This is a genomic window from Streptomyces sp. NPDC014006 (genome assembly GCF_043088925.1).
Lineage (GTDB): Bacteria > Actinomycetota > Actinomycetes > Streptomycetales > Streptomycetaceae > Streptomyces.
Genome location: NZ_JBICAJ010000015.1, coordinates 125,542 through 145,145 on the forward strand (window position 1 = coordinate 125,542; position 19,604 = coordinate 145,145).

Annotated in this window: 20 protein-coding genes and 1 tRNA gene; 10 read left to right on the forward strand and 11 right to left on the reverse strand. The window is 72.5% G+C overall.

Going from position 1 to position 19,604, the window contains the following annotated elements:
- Positions 1-130 precede the first annotated feature (130 nt).
- Genes ACF1GV_RS36715 through ACF1GV_RS36725 form a run of 3 tightly spaced genes read left to right on the forward strand, consistent with a single transcriptional unit; the run spans position 131 to position 3,175 of the window.
- Positions 131-892, forward strand: coding sequence for an SDR family oxidoreductase (locus ACF1GV_RS36715; RefSeq protein ID WP_391690042.1), 762 nt, complete (start codon positions 131-133; stop codon positions 890-892).
- On the forward strand, positions 889-2,556 hold the full coding sequence (locus ACF1GV_RS36720; protein WP_391690045.1) for a class I adenylate-forming enzyme family protein: 1,668 nt from the start codon (positions 889-891) through the stop codon (positions 2,554-2,556). Before ACF1GV_RS36715 ends, ACF1GV_RS36720 begins: the two co-directional genes overlap by 4 nt.
- 25 nt (positions 2,557-2,581) lie before the next feature.
- Entirely contained in the window at positions 2,582-3,175 is a 594-nt protein-coding gene (locus ACF1GV_RS36725) for a TetR/AcrR family transcriptional regulator (RefSeq protein WP_363266845.1), read from the forward strand.
- On the opposite strand, the gene ACF1GV_RS36730 is transcribed toward ACF1GV_RS36725, so the two are convergent.
- From ACF1GV_RS36730 to ACF1GV_RS36740, 3 genes are all read right to left on the reverse strand, one after another.
- Positions 3,114-4,064 (reverse strand): LysR family transcriptional regulator, encoded by a 951-nt coding sequence (locus tag ACF1GV_RS36730; protein WP_391690048.1) that lies wholly within the window; start codon positions 4,062-4,064, stop codon positions 3,114-3,116. The genes ACF1GV_RS36725 and ACF1GV_RS36730 overlap by 62 nt on opposite strands.
- Positions 4,065-4,222: 158 nt before the next feature.
- Positions 4,223-5,437: an acyl-CoA dehydrogenase gene (locus tag ACF1GV_RS36735; RefSeq protein WP_391690051.1), complete on the reverse strand. Its 1,215-nt coding sequence runs from the start codon at positions 5,435-5,437 to the stop codon at positions 4,223-4,225.
- A gap of 3 nt (positions 5,438-5,440) precedes the next feature.
- Positions 5,441-6,466: a phosphotransferase family protein gene (locus tag ACF1GV_RS36740; RefSeq protein ID WP_391690053.1), complete on the reverse strand. Its 1,026-nt coding sequence runs from the start codon at positions 6,464-6,466 to the stop codon at positions 5,441-5,443.
- Positions 6,467-6,648: 182 nt separating this feature from the next.
- On the opposite strand from ACF1GV_RS36740, the gene ACF1GV_RS36745 reads away from it, so the two are divergent.
- The gene (locus tag ACF1GV_RS36745; protein WP_391690056.1) at positions 6,649-7,584 is read left to right on the forward strand and encodes an NADP-dependent oxidoreductase; all 936 of its coding nucleotides are present in this window, start codon (positions 6,649-6,651) and stop codon (positions 7,582-7,584) included.
- Positions 7,585-7,670: 86 nt separating this feature from the next.
- Here ACF1GV_RS36745 and ACF1GV_RS36750 read toward each other — a convergent pair whose 3' ends face one another.
- The 4 genes from ACF1GV_RS36750 to ACF1GV_RS36765 form a co-directional block, all read right to left on the reverse strand.
- Positions 7,671-8,009, reverse strand: a complete 339-nt coding sequence (locus ACF1GV_RS36750) for a DUF202 domain-containing protein (RefSeq protein ID WP_363266839.1) — start codon at positions 8,007-8,009, stop codon at positions 7,671-7,673.
- Positions 8,006-8,398 carry a DUF202 domain-containing protein gene (locus ACF1GV_RS36755; protein WP_363266837.1) on the reverse strand — a complete coding sequence of 131 codons (393 nt, stop codon included), beginning with the start codon at positions 8,396-8,398 and terminating at the stop codon, positions 8,006-8,008. The genes ACF1GV_RS36750 and ACF1GV_RS36755 overlap by 4 nt, the downstream gene beginning before the upstream one ends.
- A gap of 36 nt (positions 8,399-8,434) precedes the next feature.
- Positions 8,435-8,950 (reverse strand): NUDIX hydrolase, encoded by a 516-nt coding sequence (locus ACF1GV_RS36760; RefSeq protein WP_391690060.1) that lies wholly within the window; start codon positions 8,948-8,950, stop codon positions 8,435-8,437.
- Positions 8,951-9,290: 340 nt separating this feature from the next.
- Positions 9,291-10,184, reverse strand: a complete 894-nt coding sequence (locus ACF1GV_RS36765) for a DMT family transporter (RefSeq protein ID WP_391690063.1) — start codon at positions 10,182-10,184, stop codon at positions 9,291-9,293.
- Positions 10,185-10,616: 432 nt separating this feature from the next.
- Between ACF1GV_RS36765 and ACF1GV_RS36770 the strand changes: the two genes are divergently transcribed.
- The 4 genes from ACF1GV_RS36770 to ACF1GV_RS36785 all read left to right on the forward strand — a co-directional run bounded on the left by ACF1GV_RS36770 (position 10,617) and on the right by ACF1GV_RS36785 (position 14,585).
- Positions 10,617-11,567 carry a hypothetical protein gene (locus ACF1GV_RS36770; protein WP_391690066.1) on the forward strand — a complete coding sequence of 317 codons (951 nt, stop codon included), beginning with the start codon at positions 10,617-10,619 and terminating at the stop codon, positions 11,565-11,567.
- A gap of 50 nt (positions 11,568-11,617) precedes the next feature.
- The gene (locus ACF1GV_RS36775; protein ID WP_391690069.1) at positions 11,618-13,171 is read left to right on the forward strand and encodes an APC family permease; all 1,554 of its coding nucleotides are present in this window, start codon (positions 11,618-11,620) and stop codon (positions 13,169-13,171) included.
- A gap of 66 nt (positions 13,172-13,237) precedes the next feature.
- Positions 13,238-13,972 carry a molybdopterin-dependent oxidoreductase gene (locus ACF1GV_RS36780; RefSeq protein ID WP_391690072.1) on the forward strand — a complete coding sequence of 245 codons (735 nt, stop codon included), beginning with the start codon at positions 13,238-13,240 and terminating at the stop codon, positions 13,970-13,972.
- A complete protein-coding gene (locus ACF1GV_RS36785; RefSeq protein ID WP_363266830.1) occupies positions 13,956-14,585 on the forward strand; it encodes a cytochrome b/b6 domain-containing protein in 630 nt (209 codons plus the stop codon). Before ACF1GV_RS36780 ends, ACF1GV_RS36785 begins: the two co-directional genes overlap by 17 nt.
- A gap of 32 nt (positions 14,586-14,617) precedes the next feature.
- Here the strand turns inward: ACF1GV_RS36785 and ACF1GV_RS36790 are convergent, their stop codons facing one another.
- Positions 14,618-16,015, reverse strand: coding sequence for a GntP family permease (locus ACF1GV_RS36790; RefSeq protein WP_391690076.1), 1,398 nt, complete (start codon positions 16,013-16,015; stop codon positions 14,618-14,620).
- Positions 16,016-16,112: 97 nt separating this feature from the next.
- Positions 16,113-16,634, reverse strand: coding sequence for a gluconokinase (locus ACF1GV_RS36795; RefSeq protein ID WP_363266827.1), 522 nt, complete (start codon positions 16,632-16,634; stop codon positions 16,113-16,115).
- Between the two features lie 130 nt (positions 16,635-16,764).
- Between ACF1GV_RS36795 and ACF1GV_RS36800 the strand changes: the two genes are divergently transcribed.
- Positions 16,765-17,466: a FadR/GntR family transcriptional regulator gene (locus tag ACF1GV_RS36800; RefSeq protein WP_391690080.1), complete on the forward strand. Its 702-nt coding sequence runs from the start codon at positions 16,765-16,767 to the stop codon at positions 17,464-17,466.
- 16 nt (positions 17,467-17,482) lie between these two features.
- Here the strand turns inward: ACF1GV_RS36800 and ACF1GV_RS36805 are convergent, their stop codons facing one another.
- The gene (locus tag ACF1GV_RS36805; RefSeq protein ID WP_391690083.1) at positions 17,483-17,884 is read right to left on the reverse strand and encodes a YchJ family protein; all 402 of its coding nucleotides are present in this window, start codon (positions 17,882-17,884) and stop codon (positions 17,483-17,485) included.
- A 75-nt stretch (positions 17,885-17,959) separates the two neighbouring features.
- A tRNA-Leu gene (locus ACF1GV_RS36810) sits at positions 17,960-18,044 on the reverse strand.
- 229 nt (positions 18,045-18,273) lie between these two features.
- On the opposite strand from ACF1GV_RS36810, the gene ACF1GV_RS36815 reads away from it, so the two are divergent.
- Positions 18,274-19,599, forward strand: a complete 1,326-nt coding sequence (locus ACF1GV_RS36815) for a M20/M25/M40 family metallo-hydrolase (protein WP_391690085.1) — start codon at positions 18,274-18,276, stop codon at positions 19,597-19,599.
- Positions 19,600-19,604 lie beyond the last annotated feature (5 nt).

Consider the following 19,604-nt stretch of genomic DNA (forward strand, 5'->3'; position numbering starts at 1 on the left):
GCACGCTAGCGCTCCGACGGCCCGCGAGGAACGAAGCCGACGCGAACAGGTCTTCCGCCGCAACATACCGACTGGTTAGTGTGGCCGTTCGCAAGGCGGGAGCCGTATCGCGTCGCGTCGAAGGAGACCGATGGTGGAAGCCGTTCAGGGTGCTGGAGTGGTCGTCACGGGGGCCGGAGGCGGGATCGGGGCCGCGCTGGCCCGCCGCTTCGCCGCCGAGGGGGCCCGCGTCGTCGTGAACGACCTGGACGCCGGGAAGGCGCAGGCCGTCGCCGACGAGATCGGCGGCACCGCCCTGCCGGGCGACGCCTCCGCGATCGTCGAGGCGGCCCTGGACGCCCTCGGCACGGTCGACGTCTACTGCGCCAACGCCGGCGTCGGCTCCGGCGGCTCGGAGGCGGCCGAGGAGAGCGTCTGGGAGCTCGCCTGGGACGTCAACGTCATGGCGCACGTCCGCGCGGCCCGCGCCCTCCTCCCGGGCTGGCTGGAGCGCGGCAGCGGCCGCTTCGTCTCCACCGTTTCGGCCGCCGGACTGCTCACCATGATCGGCGCCGCCCCCTACAGCGTCACCAAGCACGGCGCCTACGCCTTCGCCGAGTGGCTGTCGCTGACCTACCGCCACCGGGGGATCAAGGTGCACGCCATCTGCCCGCAGGGCGTGCGCACCGACATGCTGTCCGCCACCGGCAGCGCCGGCGACCTGGTCCTGAAGCCGACCGCGATCGAACCGGACGACGTGGCCGACGCACTGTTCAAGGGCATCGAGGAGGACCGCTTCCTGATCCTGCCGCACCCCGAGGTCGCCGGGTACTACCAGGCCCGGGCCACCGACCCCGACCGCTGGCTGACGAACATGAACCACCTTCAGCGCAAGTGGGAGGAGTCCCTGTGACCGGCTCGCGGTACGCGGACAAACCCTGGCTGGCCCTCCTCACCGACGCCCAGAAGGCCCCGGTCCAGCCCGCCGACTCCCTCGTGCACGCCCTGCGCCGGGCCGTCGCCGAGACGCCGGAGCGCACCTTCCTCGCCTACTTCGACGGCCGGCTCACCTACCGCGAGGCCGACGCGCTCAGCGACTCCGTCGCCGGGCACCTCGCCGCGCGCGGCCTGGAGCCGGGCGAGCGGGTGGCGGTCCTGCTGCAGAACTCCCCGCACTTCGTGCTCGCCGTGCTGGGCGCCTGGAAGGCCGGGGCGGTCGTCGTCCCCGTCAACCCGATGTACAAGTCGGGCGAGGTGTCCCACATCCTGCGGGACGCCGAGGTGAGCGCCCTGGTGTGCGCCGACCGCGCGTGGGAGACGTATCTGCGCGACACGGCGGCCGACTCGCCTGTGCGGATCGCGCTGACGGCCTGCGAGCTGGACTTCCAGACGCAGAACGACGCGCGCGTGCTCTCCTTCGAGCGGCGGCCGCAGGCCCCGGACGCCGACGACCTGACCGCGGTCGCCCGCGCCGGCCACCGGGCGCCCGACGGCCGCGACCCCGTGCCCGACGGCATCGCCCTGATCAGTTACACATCGGGCACCAGCGGCACCCCCAAGGGCGCCACCAACACGCACGGCAACATCATGTACAACGCCGAGCGGCAGAGCAGCGGGCTCGCTCTGCCCGAGCAGCCCGTCTACTTCGCGCTGGCGCCGCTGTTTCACATCACCGGCATGGTCTGCGAGTTCGGCGCCTGCCTGAACAGCGCGGGCACTCTGGTGCTGGCCTACCGCTTCGAGGCGGGCGTCGTCCTCGACGCGTTCGCCGCGCACCGCCCGCACTACACCGTCGGCCCGGCCACCGCGTTCATGGCGCTGGCCGCCCACCCCTCCTGCACCCGGGAGCACTTCGCGTCCTTCACCGTCATCTCCTCCGGCGGCGCCCCGCTGCCGCCGGCCCTGGTGGAGAAGTTCCGGGCGGGCTACGGGCCGTACATCCGCAACGGCTACGGCCTCACCGAGTGCACCGCTCCCTGCGCCTCCGTGCCGCCCGGCCTCGAGGCGCCCGTCGACCCGGCCTCCGGCACCCTCGCGGTCGGTCTGCCCGGCCCCGACACCGTCGTGCGGATCGTCGACGAGCGCGGCGCGGACGTGCCGTTCGGCGAACAGGGCGAGATCGCCGTCCGCGGCCCGCAGGTCGTCCCCGGCTACTGGCGCCGCCCCGACGCCACCGCCGAGACCTTCCCCGGCGGCGAGCTGCGCACCGGCGACATCGGCTTCATGGACGAACAGGGCTGGCTGTACGTCGTCGACCGCAAGAAGGACATGATCAACGCGTCCGGGTTCAAGGTGTGGCCGCGCGAGGTCGAGGACGTGCTGTACACCCATCCAGCGGTCCGCGAGGCCGCCGTGGTCGGTGTGCCCGACGGCTACCGCGGTGAGACCGTACGGGCCTACATCAGCCTGCGCCCGGGCGCCGAGACCGACCCGGGTGAACTCGCCGCGTACTGCAAGGAGAGACTGGCTGCCTACAAATACCCTCGGCAGGTCGATATCCTGCCCGACTTGCCCAAGACGGCAAGTGGCAAGATCCTCCGTCGGGAACTGCGTTCCCGCGCGCGAGACAGCCAGTAGACACACGGAAAGGCAGGTGGCGGCAGTGCCCAGGACGACGGACAAAGACGGCACCCCGGTGCCGCAGCGGCTCCTGGCCGCCGCCACCCGGCTCTTCGCCGAGCAGGGCTACGACCGCACCTCGGTGCAGGAGATCGTCGAGGCGGCCGGCGTCACGAAGGGGGCGCTGTACCACTACTTCGGCTCCAAGGACGACCTGCTGCAGGAGGTGTACGCGCGCGTGCTGCGCGTCCAGCAGGAGCGTCTGGACCACTTCGCGGGGCTGGACGCGCCGGTGGACGAGCGTGTGCGCGGCGCGGCGGCGGACGTCGTGGTGACCACCATCGAGAACCTCGACGACGCGTCGATCTTCTTCCGGTCGATGCACCACCTCAGCCCGGAGAAGAACAAGCAGGTGCGCGCCGAACGCCGCCGCTACCACGAACGCTTCCGCGCGCTCATCGAGGAGGGTCAGCGCGAGGGCGTCTTCTCCACGGCGACCCCGGCCGACCTCGTCGTGGACTACCACTTCGGCTCGGTCCACCACCTGTCGACGTGGTACCGCCCCGACGGCCCGCTCACCCCGCAGGAGGTCGCCGACCACCTGGCCGACCTGCTGCTGCGGGCGCTGCGCCCCTGAGACGCCCCGGCTCGGGCGCTTCTCTCGTGAGGTGACGGACGAGGGCCGCGGCCGCCGGATTGCGCGGCTGCTGCCCCCGCCCCGCCAGCACGACCGTACGGCCGGGCTCGGGCTGCCGTATCCGCACACACGGCAGCCCGGCCCGCTCCCCGATGGCCCGGGGCACGAAGGCGACCCCGATCCCGGCCCGCACCAGATCCACGAGCAGCCCCATCTGGGTGACGTCACAGGTGATGCGACGGTCGAGGCCGCAGTGGGCGGCCAGGCGCCGTACGGCCGTCTCCAGGCCCGTCCCGGCGCGGAAGTCGACGAACGGCTCGTCGGCGAGGTCCTTGATGAGCGTGCGGCCGGCCCGGGCGAGCGGATGCCCCGGCGCGGTGATCAGCACCAGCTCCTCCTGCCAGGCGGCGTACGCGTCGAGCCCCTCGGGCAGCTCCCGCGCGTCCGGTGCCAGGAACGCCAGGTCCAGTTCCCCGGCCCGCAGCGCGTCGGTCAGTTCACCGACCGGAGCGTCGCGGACGGACACCTGCACGCCGGGGAACTCCTGGTGAAAGGCGGCCAGTTCGGCGGGCAGGTCGACGCAGGTCAGCGTTTGGACGGTGCCGACGGACACCCGGCCGGCGGCGAGGCCCGACACCGCGGCGACCGCGTCCCGCGCGGCCTCGGCCCCGGCGAGCAGCGCACGCGCCTGCGGGAGCAGGGCGCGCCCGGCCTCCGTGAGCACCACGCGGCGGCCCGTCCGCTCGAACAGGTCGGCGCCCAGCTCCCGTTCGAGGTTTCTGACCGAGGTGCTGAGCGCCGACTGCACGATGAGTTCGGACCGGGCGGCGGCCGTGAAACTGCCTTCGGTCACCACCGCCATGAAGTGGCGGAGCTGGCGGATCTCCATCCATCTATTCTAGAGATGGGCGCCAGCGAAACCATCTGTTGGACCGGTGGGAGTTCCGCGCGCCACGCTGGACGCATGACACGCAGACCTCTCGTCCACCGGCTCCTCACGTTCCTCCGCGCGCTGGCCCGCGAGGACCACCATTACTCCGGCGGTTACTAGACGTACTTCTTCAGCTCGCGCCGGGCCAGCGAGCGCTGGTGCACCTCGTCCGGGCCGTCGGCGAGCATCAGGGTGCGGGCGCCGGCGTACAGCTCGGCCAGCGGGAAGTCCTGGCTCACCCCGCCCGCGCCGTGCAGCTGGATCGCCCGGTCCAGGATGCCGACGACCGCACGCGGCGTGGCGATCTTGATGGCCTGGATCTCCGCGTGCGCGCCCCGGTTGCCGACGGTGTCCATCAGCCAGGCGGTCTTCAGCACCAGCAGCCGCAGCTGCTCCACGGTCACCCGGGCATCGGCGATCCAGTTCTGGATCACGCCCTGCTGCGCCAGCGGCTTGCCGAAGGCGGTGCGGCCGACGGCCCGCCTGCACATCAGCTCGATGGCCCGCTCGGCCATGCCGATCAGCCGCATGCAGTGATGGATACGGCCGGGGCCGAGCCGGGCCTGGGCGATCGCGAAGCCACCGCCCTCCTCACCGATCAGGTTCGTCACCGGCACGCGCGCGTGGTCGAAGATCACCTCGGCGTGGCCGCCGTGCGAGTGGTCCTCGTACCCGAAGACCTGCATCGCGCGCTTGACGGTGACACCGGGGGTGTCGCGCGGGACCAGGACCATGGACTGCTGGCGGCGGATGTCCGCGCCGTCCGGATCGGTCTTGCCCATCACGATGAAGATCTTGCAGTCCGGGTTCATCGCGCCGGAGATGTACCACTTGCGGCCCGTGATGACGTACTCGTCGCCGTCCCGCTGGATGTGCGTGGTGATGTTGGTGGCGTCGGAGGAGGCCACGTCCGGCTCGGTCATCGCGAACGCCGAGCGGATCTCCCCGGAGAGGAGCGGCTCCAGCCACTGCTTCTTCTGCTGCTCGTCGCCGAACTGCGCGAGCACCTCCATGTTGCCGGTGTCCGGCGCGGCGCAGTTGGTCGCGGTGGGCGCGAGCTGCGGGGAGCGGCCGGTGATCTCGGCGAGCGGCGCGTACTGGAGGTTGGTCAGGCCGGCGCCGTACTCGGTGTCCGGCAGGAAGAGGTTCCACAGGCCCTGGCGGCGGGCCTCGGCCTTGAGGTCCTCGACGACCTGCGGCGTGTCCCACGGCGAGGCGAGCGCGGCCCGCTGCTCCTCGGCCACCGCCTCGGCCGGGTAGACGTGCTCGTCCATGAAGGCGAGCAGTTTGGCGCGCAGTTCCTCGGTACGCGCGTCGAACGCGAAGTCCATGGCCTACTCGCCCTTCCGCAGAGTCGTCAGTCCGTGCTCGATGAAGACCGGGACCAGCTCGCCGATGCGGTCGAAGCCGCGGCCGACGGTCTGGCCCAGGGTGTAGCGGTAGTGGATGCCCTCGAGGATCACGGCGAGCTTGAACCACGCGAACGCGGTGTACCAGTCCACCGCCGACACGTCGCGCCCCGAGCGGGCGGCGTACCGTTCGATCAGCTCCCGCGGGGCCGGGTGACCCGGGGCCTGCGCGGTGGTGGAGACGGGCGAGTCCGGCATCCCCAGCGGTTGGCTGTACATCACCAGCAGGCCGACGTCGGTGAGCGGGTCGCCGAGCGTGGACATCTCCCAGTCCAGGACCGCCTTGATCGTGTCGTCGGCGCCGATCAGGACGTTGTCCAGCCGGTAGTCGCCGTGCACGACCGTCGGCGCGGGGGAGCGGGGCAGCTCCCGGCCGAGCGCGGCGTGCAGCTCGTCGATGCCGGGCAGCTCACGGTTGCGGGAGGCGTCCAGCTGCTTGCCCCAGCGGCGCAACTGCCGGTCCAGGAACCCTTCCGGGCGGCCGAAGTCGCCGAGGCCGACCTCGTCGGGGTCCACGGCGTGCAGGTCGACGAGGGTGTCGACGAGCGACAGCACCGCCTGCCGGGTGCGCTCCGGGCCGAGCAGCGCGAGCTGTTCGGCGGTGCGGTACGGGGTGCCCTCCACGAACTCCATGACGTAGAAGGGCGAGCCGAGCACCTCCTCGTCCTCGCACAGCAGCAGCGGCTCCGGCACCGGCACCTTCGTCGGGTGCAGGGCGCTGATCACCCGGTGCTCGCGTTTCATGTCGTGCGCGGTGGCCAGGACGTGGCCGAGCGGGGGCCGGCGCACGACCCACTGCCGCTCGCCGTCGCCGACCAGATACGTGAGGTTCGACCGTCCGCCCTCGACCAGCCGGCCGGTCAGGGGACCGGTCACCAGGCCGGGCCGCTCGCGCTCCAGCAGACCGCGCAACCGGTCGAGATCGAGGCCGGGCGGGTGGTCGGGTCGCATCGTCGCTCCTACAGGCCGGTGAACGGGACTTCCCTCCATCATGCCGACCGGTCGGTATGTCGTCCAGTGTCCCAGCGCAACGTGATCGGTGCCACGATAGCCAACGCTCCCCGCCGAGGACCCACGCCCGCGTGGTCCATCCGGGCTTGCGCGCCGCCCGGGGACCCCGGAGGGTCGGTGCCATGAAGGCGATCAGCTACAGCCGGTACGGCGGACCCGAGGTGCTGGAGTACGGGGAGGTGCCCGAGCCCAAGGTCGGCCCCGACTCCGTGCTGGTGAGAGTGCGGGCGGCGGCCGTGAACCCGGTGGACTGGAAGTGCCGCGAGGGCTATCTGGACGGCATGTTCGAGACCGTCTTCCCGGTGGTGCCCGGCTGGGACGTCTCCGGCGTGGTCGTCAGGCCCGGCGTGTCCGTCACCGAGTACGCGGAGGGCGACGAGGTCATCGGGTACGTCCGCGAGGACTTCCTCTGCCGCGGCACGTTCGCCGAGTACGTGGCCGCGCCCGTGCGCACCCTCGCGCGCAAGCCGCGCAGCCTCTCCTTCGAGGAGGCCGCCGGGCTGCCGCTGGCCGGGCTGACCGCCTACCAGGTGCTGGTCAAGGCGCTCGGGGTCAAGCGCGGTGAGACGGTGCTGGTGCACGCCGCGGCCGGCGGCGTCGGCTCGATCGCCGTCCAGCTCGCCCGGCACTTCGGCGCCCGCGTGATCGGCACGGCGAGCGAGCGCAACCACGACTACGTGCGCAAGCTGGGCGGCGAACCGGTGAGCTACGGCGAGGGACTGGCCGACCGGGTGCGGGGGCTGGCCCCCGAGGGCGTGGACGCGGCCTTCGACACCGTCGGCGGCGACGCCCTCCAGGCCTCCGTGGCCCTGCTGAGCGCCGGCGGCCGGCTCGCCTCGATCGCCGACCCGGATGTGCTGACCTACGGCGGCCGCTACACGTGGGTGCGGCCCGACGCCGAGGACTTGCGCAAACTGTCGGAGCTGGCCGACCAGGGTGCGCTCTCCGTGCACGTCGACGCGGCCTACCCGCTGGAGCGCGCGGCGGACGCCCACCGGCACAGCCAGGAGGGCCGCACCCGCGGCAAGGTCGTGGTGACGGTGGCCGCGGAGGGCTGACGCCCGCGCAGAGCGGAAGAGGGCTGGCACCCGCGCGGGGCCGAAGAAGGGCGTCGCCCGCCCACAGCACCAGTGCAGACGCCCGCTCACAGCACCAGTGCCGTCGCGCACACCGCCATCGCCACCGTGCACAGCACCGCCGCCGTGGCCAGCCGCGCCGGCATCGGCCGGGGGCGGCCCGTCGCCGCCAGCAGGCGGATGCGGTGATGGGCGACGAGCAGGAAGGCCACCCACAGCACGCAGCACAGGGCCCCCGCGACGACACCGGCCGCCGAAGTGCCGCCGTGCGCCGCGGCCTTCACGGCGAGCACGGCCGCGACCGTCCACGCCAGCGTCGTACGGCGCCAGGCGAGCCGGGTCCGCTCGGGCTGCAGCCCCGGGTCCCGCTCGTCGCTCACCTGGCCCGCACGGCGAGCACCGCTCACCCCTCCCACCCGATGAGCACGACGACGACCATCGCCACCGCGACCACGGCGATGACGAGGCTCAGCACGACGGGGAACCGGGACACGGGCAGGTCCTCCCCGCGCCGCATCGCCCGCTCGCAGCGCACCCAGTGGTTGACGGCCCGCAGCGCGCACAGCACGCCCGCCGCGAGCAGCGCGAGCGCGAGCCCCACGCGCCAGCCCCAGCGCAGGTCGGGCAGGAACTGGTCCACCGCGAACCCGCCGCCGATCAGCGCGAGCGCGGTGCGCAGCCAGGCCAGGAAGGTGCGCTCGTTGGCCAGCGAGAACCGGTAGTCGGGCGTCCCGCCCTCCTCCCGCACCCGCTCCGGTGCGAACCACAACCGGACGTTCCGCACGAGTTCGATCACGGTCAGGACCCTATCCCCACGGCCCGTGCCACCCGCTCAGCCCGCCGGGCGATGGTCCGCCAGCCGCTCGTAGGCCGCCATGCCGTCCGGTACCCACTCCCACTCGGCGAGCCGCCCGCGCAGTTCGTCCTCCGTGAGGAAGGTGTGCCAGGCGACCTCCTCCGCCTGCGGCCGCACCGGCAGCTCGCAGCGGACCTCGTACACCGCCGACCACCAGCTCTGCCCCGCCCCGTCGTCGTACAGGAACTTGAACAGGTACGTCGGGCGGGGCAGCCCCGTCACGCCCAGCTCCTCCTCCGCCTCACGCAGGGCGGCGTCGTCGTAGGACTCGCCCGCGCCGACAACTCCGCCGACGAACATGTCGTACCGGGAGGGGAAGACCAGCTTGGTCGGGGTCCGGCGGTGGACGAAGACGCGGCCGTCCGCGTCCCGGGCCTGGATGAAGACACACCGGTGGCGCAGCCCGCGCGCGTACGCCTCGCCGCGCGGCGACCGACCGACGACCTGGTCGTTCTCGTCGACGATGTCGAGGATCTCGTCAGCAGGGTTCATGAGGCCATCCAAGCAGGGCCGCCGACACCCCAGCAGTACCCGGCACCCGTCCCCCCCCGGCGACCCCGGCGCGCAGCCCGGCGGGGTCTTGAGAGGGCGGCAGGTTCTCGTCTCCCGGCGGGGGCTCGGGCAGGCGGCAACGTCCTCGTCTTCCCGCGGGGTTCTTGGGCCGACGGCAGGTTCTCGTCTTCCCCCGGCAGAGCCCTCAGCGGGCGGAGGCTTTCGATCCCGGCGCGGTCCGTCGGGCGCCCGCGCGGTCCGAAGCGCCCCCACGGTCCCCGCGAGCGCCCCGGCGGTCCGTCAAGCGCCCCACTGTCCGCCGAACCGTCCGCAGGGACTGTCACCGGCGCTGGAGTGCGTCCACCCGTTCGCCGCCCGCCGTGCCGTGGGGCAGGCACGGGTGCCGGCCCAGCAGCACGATGCCCGCGACGATCGCCGCCAGGCCCGCCGCCTCCCAGGCCAGCGCCCCGGTGTCGGTGTGCAGCCGGTCGCCGAGGAAGCCGACGCCGCAGGCGATCCCGGCGAGTGGCTGGGCGGCGGTGAGCGCGGGCAGCGACTTGCGCAGCGGAGCCGTCTCGAACGCGCTCTGCACCAGGACCAGTCCGGTGATCCCGAGCACCAGCACCCCGTACGGCTGCCAGCCGGTGAGCAGTTCGGCGAGGCCCCCGTCGGAGAAGCGCTGCCCGCTGACGCGCGTCAGGGCGTCCTGGACGCCGTAGAGCAGACCGGCCGCGAGGGCGAGCAGAACCGGACCCCAGTTGAGCCGTGACCGCTTGGCACAGGTGGTCAGCAACAGGGCCGAGCCGGTCATCGCGCCGATGATCACCCAGTGACGCACGGGATCGGTCACCGCGCTGCCGCCGCGCGGCTCACCCGCCAGGATGAACGCGCTCACCCCGCCCGCCAGCAGAGTCAGTCCCGCCCACCCCTGCCGGCCCAGCGACTGCCGGGTGCGGTGCCGGGAGAGGGCGAGCGCGAAGAGCAGATTGGTCGCCAGCAGCGGCTCGACCAGCGACACCTCGCCCCGGCCGAGCGCGATCGCGCCGAGGACCATTCCGGCCACCATCAGAGCGAGACCGCCCAGCCAGCTGGGCACCCGCAGCAGATCCAGCAGCAGCCGGGGAGAGAGGAAGTCACCGAGCGGGGCCCGCTGCGCGGCGCTCTGCTGCAGGACGAAACCGAAACCCACACAGCACGCGGCACTCACGGCGAGAACAAGAACCAGAACCGACACACTGCGTCCCTCGATCGTCCGGTCGGGTCACGGGTCGTGAGGCCCGACTCTAATGCCCTGGCCTCCAGGGCGCCCTCGGAGTGCGCGGAACGGTCCCTTGCGGACACCCCGCCCGGCCGGTCCCGGTCCGGCCCCTGCGCCATGCTCGGCCGCGCCACCCGGCGCCGCCATGGCCCACGCCACACCACCCCCGGTGCCCGCGACCGCGGCGACCGTGCCCATGTGCCCGCTGAGCGCTCAAATCCCGCCAAGCACGCGTCAGTTGAAGCGTGTCATCGGCCCGTCGGCCCTTGACGTGCGTCACCCGCTGACGGTTGGCTGTGCGTGATCGCACGGTGGCAGGTGCATGCCGTCCGCGGAGGAGCCCGACCAGCCCTCCGGCAGCGGACCGCCATCACGCACCAGAAACACGGAACACGAGGTAGCCCCGCGGTGCCCCCACCCCCGCCTCCCCTGGGCCGCGCCCGCAGACGCGCCGCCCACGCCTTCGACGCCGCCCTCGACGACGCCGAACTCACCGCCGCCCGCGCCGCGCTGGCGCAGGGCCGGTGGCAGTCCGCGCGCTCGCTGCTGGCCCGTACCGGTGACGACCACGACCGCCGCGGCCACCGCGTCGTCGTCCTGGCCGCCGAGTCCTACAGCACCGCCTGGGCCAAGGACTGGCTCCTCGCCGAACCCGACTCCGTCGACGCCGCCGTGCTGCTCGCCGCCGCCCGCGTCCAGCGCGCCCTGCGCGGCAAGGACAAGCCCGCCGCCGCCCGCGAGGCCTGCCACGCCGCCGCCGCGCTCGCCCCGGCCGACCCCACCCCCTGGCTGGCCCTGCTCCTGCTGGAACGCACCCACGGGGACGACACCGCGGTCGTCCGCACGTTCGAGCACGTGCGCGCCCGCCACTCCGACCACCACCACGCCCACCATCTGATGGTCGCCCGGCTGGCCGAGCGCCGCGCCGACGTCGGCCCCGACCCCCTGCACGAGGTCTACGACTTCGCCGCCTGGGCCGCCGAACAGGCACCCGCCGACTCCCCGCTCGCGATGCTCCCGGTCATCGCGCACGCCGAGCGCTACCGCGTGCTCGCCACCGCCGGCCGCCTCTCCGCAGACCCGCAGGGTTCGGGCCACTGGACCGACCGCCGCGCCCGGCAGGTGATGAAGGCCGCCTTCGACTGGTGGCTGGAGTGGGAGCACGAGGGCCACCCCCGGCGCCTGGTCGACCTCAACCACCTCGCCCACGCCAAGGTCTGCGAGGGCCGCGGCGCCGAGGCCGCCGCCCTCTTCCACCGCATCGGCGAGCACCCCACCCCGGCGCCCTGGTCCTACCCCGACCGCGACCCCTACGCCGCCTTCCGGGCAGCCCGCGACCGCGCCCTCGGAACCGGCTGACGTCCCAAGGCCCCCGCCCCGCGAGGCCCCCGCCCCCGAAAGGACCCCGCATGACGACCGGCAGTTCCCGCACCAGCAGACCCTCCGCCGACGGCATCAGCACCTACCTCGGCCCCGACCGGGCCCTGCGCGCCGACCGCCTCGGCACCTCCGGTCTGCTGCTCTCCGTACTCGCCGCGACCGCGCCGCTCATGGTCGTCGCCGGTGTCATGCCGACGACGTACGCGGTGATGGGCATCGTCGGCCAGCCGCTGCTGTTCGTCGCGCTCGGCGCGGTCCTGGTCCTGTTCAGCGTCGGCTACGCCGAGATGAGCCGGCACGTCCACAACGCGGGCGCCTTCTACGCCTACATCGCCCGCGGCCTCGGCGGCACCGCCGGCGCCGGCGCCGCCCTGCTCGCCCTCGTCGCCTACAGCGCCCTCCAGGTCGGCATCTACGGCATCTTCGGCTTCGAGGTCTCCGGGCTGCTCGCCACCTACGCCGACCTCACCGTCGCCTGGTGGATCCCGGCGCTGCTGGCGGTCGCCGCCGTCGGCGCGCTGGGCTGGCTGAAGATCGACGTCAACGCGCGCGTGCTCGGCGTTCTCCTCGTCGTCGAGGTCGCCCTCGTCGTGATCTTCGACATCGCGGCGATCTCCGACCCGGGCAAGGAGGGCCTCTCCCTGCACGCCTTCGACCCCGGCACCCTCACCGGCGCCGGTGTCTCCACCGCCCTGTGCTTCTGCATCGCCGCCTTCACCGGCTTCGAGCAGGCCCCCGTCTACGCCGAGGAGACCAGCCGTCCACACCTGCTGGTGCCGCGCGTGATGTTCCTCGCCGTCGGCTCCGTCGCCGTGTTCTTCGCGATCAGCTCCTGGGCGCTCACCGTCGCCACCGGCCCCTCCGCGATCGTCGCCACCGCGCAGAAGGAGAGCGCCGGCCTGCTGTTCACCCTCACCGAGTCCCGGCTCGGCGCCACCTTCACCGACGTTCTGCACGTGCTGTTCGTGACCGGCATGTTCGCCGCCACCCTCAGCTTCCACAACGTCGTCGCCCGCTACGCCTTCGCCATGGGCCGTGAGGGCCTGCTGCCGCGCGCCTTCGGCCGCACGAGCGGCGCGAGCGGCGCACCCGGCACCGGCTCGCTGCTGCAGACCGCCGTGTCCGCGGCCGTCGTGATCGTCTTCGCCGTCACCGACGGCAAGCCCACGGGCGACCCCACCGCACCCGTCCTGCACCTGTTCACCTGGTGCGGCAACCTCGGCGCGCTCGGCGTGATCCTGCTGATGGCCGCCGCCTCCCTGTCCGTCATCGTCTTCTTCGTACGCCGCGGCGCCGCCCGCGCCCAGGCCTGGCGGCTGCTCACCTCCGCGCTGGCCGGCCTCGCCCTGCTGGTGCTCGCCGGCTACACCGTCAAGGACTTCGACGTCCTGGTCGGCGCCGGCCCCGGCTCCGCCCTCAGCCGGGCGCTGCCCGCCGTCATCGGCCTCGCCCTGGTCGCCGGCCTGGCGCAGGGCCTGCTGCTGCGCTCCCGCAACCCTGGGGCGCACGCCCGCATCGGCCTCGGCAACGAGGCGTTCCAGCTGGACAAGGCGGCCGCCACAGCCGTACCCGACGAGCTGTGATTACGGAAAGCTGACGCGTACCCGTGAACCCTTCCTCCTGGGGTTCGCGGGTGCTCGAATGAAGGGGTGAACCCCGAACCACCACCCTCGCCCGGACCACCACCCGACGAGGAGGGCCGCCCGATCGGCCGCCGCGTCCTGCTCGGCACCCTGGGCCTGGGCGCGCTCGGCGTGCTCGCCGCGCCGACGCTGCAACCCGGCCTGGAGTCACTCTTCAGCAGCGACCCGACCGGCCTGACCGGACTGCTGCCCAACGGCGGCGGCTTCCGGTACTACTCCGTCGCCTCCTCGGTCCCGCACCGCGGCGCACGGGACTACCGCCTCACCGTGGACGGCCTGGTCGACCACCCCCGCGGCTACACCCTCGCCGAGCTGCGGGCCCTGCCGCAGACCCGGCTCGTCAAGGACGTCCAGTGCGTCACCGGCTGGCGCGTCCCCGGCACCGCCTTCCAGGGCGTACGCCTGTCCCGGCTGCTGGACGCGGCAGGAGTGCGGCCGGGCGCCCGGGCGATCCGCTTGACCTGCTTCGACGGTACCTACAGCGAGTCCCTCACCCTCGACCAGGCCCGCCGCCCCGATGTCCTGGTGGCGCTGCGCATGCAGGACAAGGACCTGGGCCACGCCCACGGCGGCCCGGTCCGCCTCTACGTCGCCCCCATGTACTTCTACAAGTCCGCCAAGTGGCTCTCCGGCATCACCGTCACCGATGAGGTCCAGCCGGGCTACTGGGAGGAGCGCGGCTACGACGTCGACGCCTGGGTGGGCCGCTCGAACGGACGTGACGATGAGCCTACGAGCTGACGCCCCGGCGGCCCCCGCCACGGGGCAGGTGCGGCGCTTCGGCCCGGCCGAACGCTGGATCCACCGCACCACGGCCGTGCTGATGGGCGTCTGCGTGGTGACCGCGGCCTGCCTGTACGTCCCGCAGCTCGCCGAACTCGTCGGCCGCCGCGAGCTGGTGGTCCGGGTCCACGAGTGCGCCGGCCTCGCGCTGCCGGTGCCCGTACTGCTGGGCCTCGCCTCCAGGACCTTCCGCGCCGACCTCGGCCGGCTCAACCGCTTCGGCCCGCACGACCGGCGCTGGCTGCGCGCCGCCCTCCGCCGCGACAAGCGGCCTTCCTCGCGTCCGGCGGGCAAGTTCAACGCCGGGCAGAAGGTCTACGCCGCCTGGATCGCCGGAGCCACGCTGGTGATGCTCGGCACGGGGCTGCTGATGTGGTTCACCCATCTCACCCCGCTGAAGTGGCGTACCAGCGCGACCTTCGTCCACGACTGGCTGGCTCTGACCATCGGCGTCGTGCTGGCCGGCCACATCGGCATGGCGCTGGGCGACCCGGAGGCCCGCCGCGGACTGCGCACCGGCCTGGTCAGCAGGGGGTGGGCGGAACGCGAACACCCGCTGTGGCGGCCGTAGGCCACAGCGGGTGCACGGTCATCGCTGTCTTCCTATATGACCAGGGAGAGCAGCAGCACCAGGCCGCCCCCGACCACCGAGATGATCGTCTCCATGATCGACCAGCTCTTGACGGTCTGGCCGACGCTCAGTCCGAAGTACTCCTTCACCAGCCAGAAGCCGGCGTCGTTGACATGGCTGAAGAACAGGGAGCCGGAACCGATGGCGAGGACGAGCAGGGCCGCGTGCGTGGTCGACATGCCGGCCGCGAGCGGCGCGACCAGACCGGCCGCCGAGACGGTGGCGACGGTCGCGGAGCCGGTCGCCAGCCGGATCGCCACCGCGATCAGCCAGGCCAGCAGCAGCGCCGGGATGTTCCAGTCCTTGGAGATGTCCAGGATCATCTGGCCCACGCCGGTGTCGATCAGCGTCTGCTTGAAGCCACCGCCCGCGCCGACGATGAGCAGGATGCCGGCGATGGGTGCGAGACCCTTCTCGACCAGCGGTGAGACGCGGTCCTTGCCGAACCCGGCGGGCCGCAGCAGCGTGAAGATGCCGACGAGGACGGCGGCGAGCAGGGCGATCAGCGGCGAGCCGACGACGTCGAAGATCCGCTGCACGGTCTTGTCGGGGTCGTCGACGGTGATGTCGACCAGCGCCTTGGAGAGCATCAGAACGACCGGGAGCAGGATCGTGGCCAGCGTCGGGCCGAAGCCCGGCCGGGTCTCCAACTCCTGCGAGGCGCGCTGCGGGATCATCCGGTCGGGCGCCTGGACGTCCACCCAGCGGGCCGCGACCTTGGAGAACAGCGGACCGGCGATGATCACCGTCGGGATGGCGATCAGCACGCCGAGCGCCAGCGTGACGCCGAGGTTGGCCTTCACCGCGTCGATCGCGACCAGCGGACCGGGGTGCGGCGGGACCAGGCCGTGCATCACCGACAGGCCGGCCAGGGCCGGGATGCCGATCCGCATCAGGGAGTAGTTGCCGCGCCTGGCGACCATCAGCACGACCGGGATCAGCAGTACGACGCCGACCTCGAAGAACAGCGGCAGGCCGATCACCGAGGCGATCAGCACCATCGCCCACGGCATCGCGCGCCCGCCGGCCTTGGCCAGGATGGTGTCCACGATCTGATCGGCGCCGCCGGAGTCGGCGAGCATCTTGCCGAGGATCGCGCCGAGGGCGATCAGGACGCCCACACCGGCCACCGTGGTGCCGAGCCCGGTGGTGAAGCTGGTGATGGCCTTGTCGAGCGGCGCCCCGGCGACCGCGCCGAGGACGAGCGTGCCGAGCGTCAGGGACAGGAACGCGTGAAGCTTGAACTTGGTGATCAGCAGGACGATGACGGCGATGCCCGCCAGCACGGCGATGCCCAGCTGGGCGTGGCCGGCCGAGGTGATCGGCTCGACTTTTTCCGCTGCCAGCATCTCGACGCTGAGTCCGGTCACGGGGTTTTCCCTTGCGGTTACGGGGACGGGGGAGGGAACGGGGTCCCGTCCCGGCCCTCGGGGAAGGGCCGGGACAGGACCCCGGGGGGGAGGGGGGTTACCGGGTCGTCGGCTCGGGCAGCGTGGCCAGAGCGGACACGGCCCGCTCGGTGATCTGCTCCGGGCTGCCCTCGACGTCCACCTCGACGCCCGCCTCGTCCGCCCCGAGCGGCTGCAGCGTGGCGAACTGGGAGTCGAGCAGTGCCGTGGGCATGAAGTGACCCTGGCGGTGTGACATCCGGTCGGCGATGAGGGCGCGGTCACCGCTCAGGTGGACGAACACCAGCCCGGGCGCGGCGGCCCGCAGCCGGTCGCGGTACGACCGCTTCAGCGCCGAGCAGCTGACCACCCCGCCGAGCCCCGCCCGGCCGTCCGCCCAGTCGCCGATGGCGTCGAGCCACGGCCACCGGTCCTCGTCGGTGAGCGGAACTCCGGCCGACATCTTGGTGATGTTGGCCGCGGGGTGGAAGTCGTCGCCTTCGGCGTACGGGACGCCGAGCCGGGCGGCCAGCAGGGGACCGATGGTCGTCTTCCCGGTGCCTGCCACGCCCATGACCACGACGACGTGGGGGGTGTTCATCGCTGCCTCGCTGTCTTCGTCGACACGTTGATGCCGGGCTACTGAAACCCATTAGGTACGACGAATTCAAGAGTGTGTGACAAATAAGTCTGACTTTTTGGTCCCGTGATCCGGCCCGTACTCTGTGTGCATGACCACTCCGGGCCGGGGGCTGCACGGCCATGTACTGGACACCCTCGGCCCCGCCATCACCGCGGGCGAGTACCCGCCGGGCAGCGTGCTGCGCACCGACGAGCTCGCGCAGCGCTTCGAGGTGTCACGCTCCGTGATGCGCGAGGCGGTACGGGTCCTGGAGTCGATGCACCTGGTGGAGTCACGCCGTCGGGTGGGCGTCACCGTGCGCCCGAAGGCCGAGTGGAACGTCTACGACCCGCAGGTCATCCGCTGGCGGCTGGCCGGCGCGGACCGGCCGCACCAGCTGCGCTCACTGACCGTGCTGCGCTCGGCCGTCGAACCGGTCGCGGCCGGCCTCGCCGCCCGCAACGCCACCGCCGAACAGTGCGCCGAACTCACCGAGTGCGCCCTCGGCATGGTCGCCAACTCCCGAGGCCACCAGCTGGAGGGCTACCTCTTGCACGACGTGGCCTTCCACCGGGTGATCCTCAACGCCTCGGGCAACGAGATGTTCGCCCGCCTCGGCGACGTCGTCGCGGAGGTCCTCACGGGCCGTACGGAGCACGAGGTCATGTTCGAGGACCCGGACCCGGCCGCCGTCACGCTCCACGTCCGGGTCGCGGAGGCGGTCCGGGCCCGCGACGCCGAGCGCGCGGAACAGCTGACCCGGGAGATCACGGTGGGCGCGCTGCAGGAACTGGACATCCTGGCGCCCTGAGGGGCAGTGCAGGTTCTCAGGAGGGCCCGTCCAGAGGGGGCTGGGCGTCGGGGAAGTCCCCGTCGACGTACACCCAGGCCCCGCCGACCCGCTCGAAGCGGCTGTGCTCCTGCAGCGCACCGCCCCGGTAGGAGGCGCGGAACGTCACGGTCCCGGTGGAGTGGAACGCCGAGCCGTCGCTCGTGCCGAGGATCTCCAGGCCCGTCCAGCGCATCCGGGGATCCGGATCCAGCCGCGCGGGCCGGGTCCGCGGGTGCCAGGTGCGCAGCAGGTAGTCCGTGTCGCCCTTCACGAAGGCGCTGTAGCGCGAGCGCATCAGCGCCTCCGCGGTCGGCGCAGCCGCCTCGCCGCGGTGGTAGCGGCCGCAGCACGCGGGGTACGGCTCCGGCAGGCCGCAGGGGCAGGCACGCGTCGTCATGTCCGCCATTGTGCCCGGTCGCCGAGGTGGCGGGAAAACGCCGAAGGCCCCTGCTGAGCAGGGGCCTTCTCGCTGTGTCCGAGGGGGGACTTGAACCCCCACGCCCGATAAAGGGCACTAGCACCTCAAGCTAGCGCGTCTGCCATTCCGCCACCCGGACAAGGTGTCTGTCGTGCGGGGTTTCCCTCGCGGCGACGACATAAACATTACCAGGCTTTCCGGGGTGGCCGATCACCCCCCGGTGCGGCCGTCGTCACGTGAACGGCGTGTGACGGGCCGGGACCGGTCTTGGGCCGCGGAGGGGAGCGGGGGGAGGATGAGGGGGACCCATCAGCGGGGACACTCGCAGGGACACCAGGGACACCGCAGTGACACCGGGAGGAAGCAGCGTGAGCGAGACGGACACGGCCAGGGGCGTCACCGGCGAGGACGAGGTCGTGGACCTCTGCCGCGAGCTGATCCGGTTCGACACCAGCAACTACGGCGACCACTCCGGCCCCGGTGAACGCAAGGCGGCCGAGTACGTGGCCGAGAAGCTCGCCGAGGTCGGCCTGGAGCCGAAGATCTTCGAGTCCCACCCCGGCCGCGCGTCCACGGTGGCCCGTATCGAGGGCGAGGACCCGTCCCGGCCCGCGCTGCTGATCCACGGCCACCTCGACGTCGTCCCGGCCAACGCCGCCGACTGGACCCACGACCCGTTCTCCGGCGAGGTCGCCGACGGCTGTGTCTGGGGCCGCGGCGCCGTCGACATGAAGGACATGGACGCCATGACGCTCGCCGTCGTGCGCGACCGGCTGCGCTCCGGGCGCCGGCCCCCGCGCGACATCGTGGTGGCCTTCCTCGCAGACGAGGAGGCGGGCGGCACCTACGGCGCCCGTCACCTCGTCGACCACCACCCGGACCTCTTCGAGGGCGTCACCGAGGCCATCAGCGAGGTCGGCGGCTTCTCCTTCACCGTCAGCGAGCAGCGGCGGCTGTATCTGATCCAGGCGGCCGAGAAGGGCATGCACTGGATGAAGCTCACCGTGGCCGGCACCGCCGGGCACGGTTCGATGATCCACCGGGACAACGCGATCACCGAGCTGAGCGAGGCCGTGGCCCGGGTCGGCCGGCACAAGTTCCCGGTGCGGGTGACCAAGACCACCCGGGCCTTCCTCGACGAGCTGGGCGACGCCCTGGGCACCGAGCTGGACCCGGAGGACATGGAGTCCACCCTCGTCCGCCTGGGCGGCATCGCCAAGCTGATCGGCGCGACCCTCAGCAACACCGCCAACCCCACCCAGCTGAACGCCGGTTACAAGGTCAACGTCATCCCCGGCGAGGCCACGGCGCACATCGACGGCCGCTTCCTGCCCGGTCACGAGGAGGAGTTCCTCGCCGACCTCGACCGGCTCCTCGGCCCGAACGTCCGCCGCGAGGACGTGCACGCCGACAAGGCCGTCGAGACCTCCTTCGACGGCGCGCTGGTGGAGGCCATGCAGTCCGCGCTGGTCGCCGAGGACCCGGCTGCCAAGGCGATCCCGTACATGCTCTCCGGCGGCACCGACGCCAAGTCCTTCGACGACCTCGGCATCCGCGGCTTCGGCTTCGCGCCGCTGAAGCTGCCGCCGGAGCTGGACTTCGCCGGGATGTTCCACGGCGTCGACGAGCGTGTGCCGGTGGACGGGCTGAAGTTCGGCGTGCGGGTGCTCGACCGTTTCATCGACGCGTCCTGAATGAC

Excerpts from the sequence above, each read along its gene's own strand:
- ACF1GV_RS36715 (WP_391690042.1), top strand. The coding sequence starts at position 131 with ATGGTGGAAGCCGTTCAGGGTGCTGGAGTGGTCGTCACGGGGGCCGGA.
- ACF1GV_RS36730 (WP_391690048.1), bottom strand. The coding sequence starts at position 4,064 with ATGGAGATCCGCCAGCTCCGCCACTTCATGGCGGTGGTGACCGAAGGC.
- ACF1GV_RS36735 (WP_391690051.1), bottom strand. The coding sequence starts at position 5,437 with ATGGACTTCGCGTTCGACGCGCGTACCGAGGAACTGCGCGCCAAACTG.
- ACF1GV_RS36740 (WP_391690053.1), bottom strand. The coding sequence starts at position 6,466 with ATGCGACCCGACCACCCGCCCGGCCTCGATCTCGACCGGTTGCGCGGT.
- ACF1GV_RS36745 (WP_391690056.1), top strand. The coding sequence starts at position 6,649 with ATGAAGGCGATCAGCTACAGCCGGTACGGCGGACCCGAGGTGCTGGAG.
- ACF1GV_RS36760 (WP_391690060.1), bottom strand. The coding sequence starts at position 8,950 with ATGAACCCTGCTGACGAGATCCTCGACATCGTCGACGAGAACGACCAG.
- ACF1GV_RS36775 (WP_391690069.1), top strand. The coding sequence starts at position 11,618 with ATGACGACCGGCAGTTCCCGCACCAGCAGACCCTCCGCCGACGGCATC.
- ACF1GV_RS36785 (WP_363266830.1), top strand. The coding sequence starts at position 13,956 with ATGAGCCTACGAGCTGACGCCCCGGCGGCCCCCGCCACGGGGCAGGTG.
- ACF1GV_RS36795 (WP_363266827.1), bottom strand. The coding sequence starts at position 16,634 with ATGAACACCCCCCACGTCGTCGTGGTCATGGGCGTGGCAGGCACCGGG.
- ACF1GV_RS36800 (WP_391690080.1), top strand. The coding sequence starts at position 16,765 with ATGACCACTCCGGGCCGGGGGCTGCACGGCCATGTACTGGACACCCTC.
- ACF1GV_RS36805 (WP_391690083.1), bottom strand. The coding sequence starts at position 17,884 with ATGACGACGCGTGCCTGCCCCTGCGGCCTGCCGGAGCCGTACCCCGCG.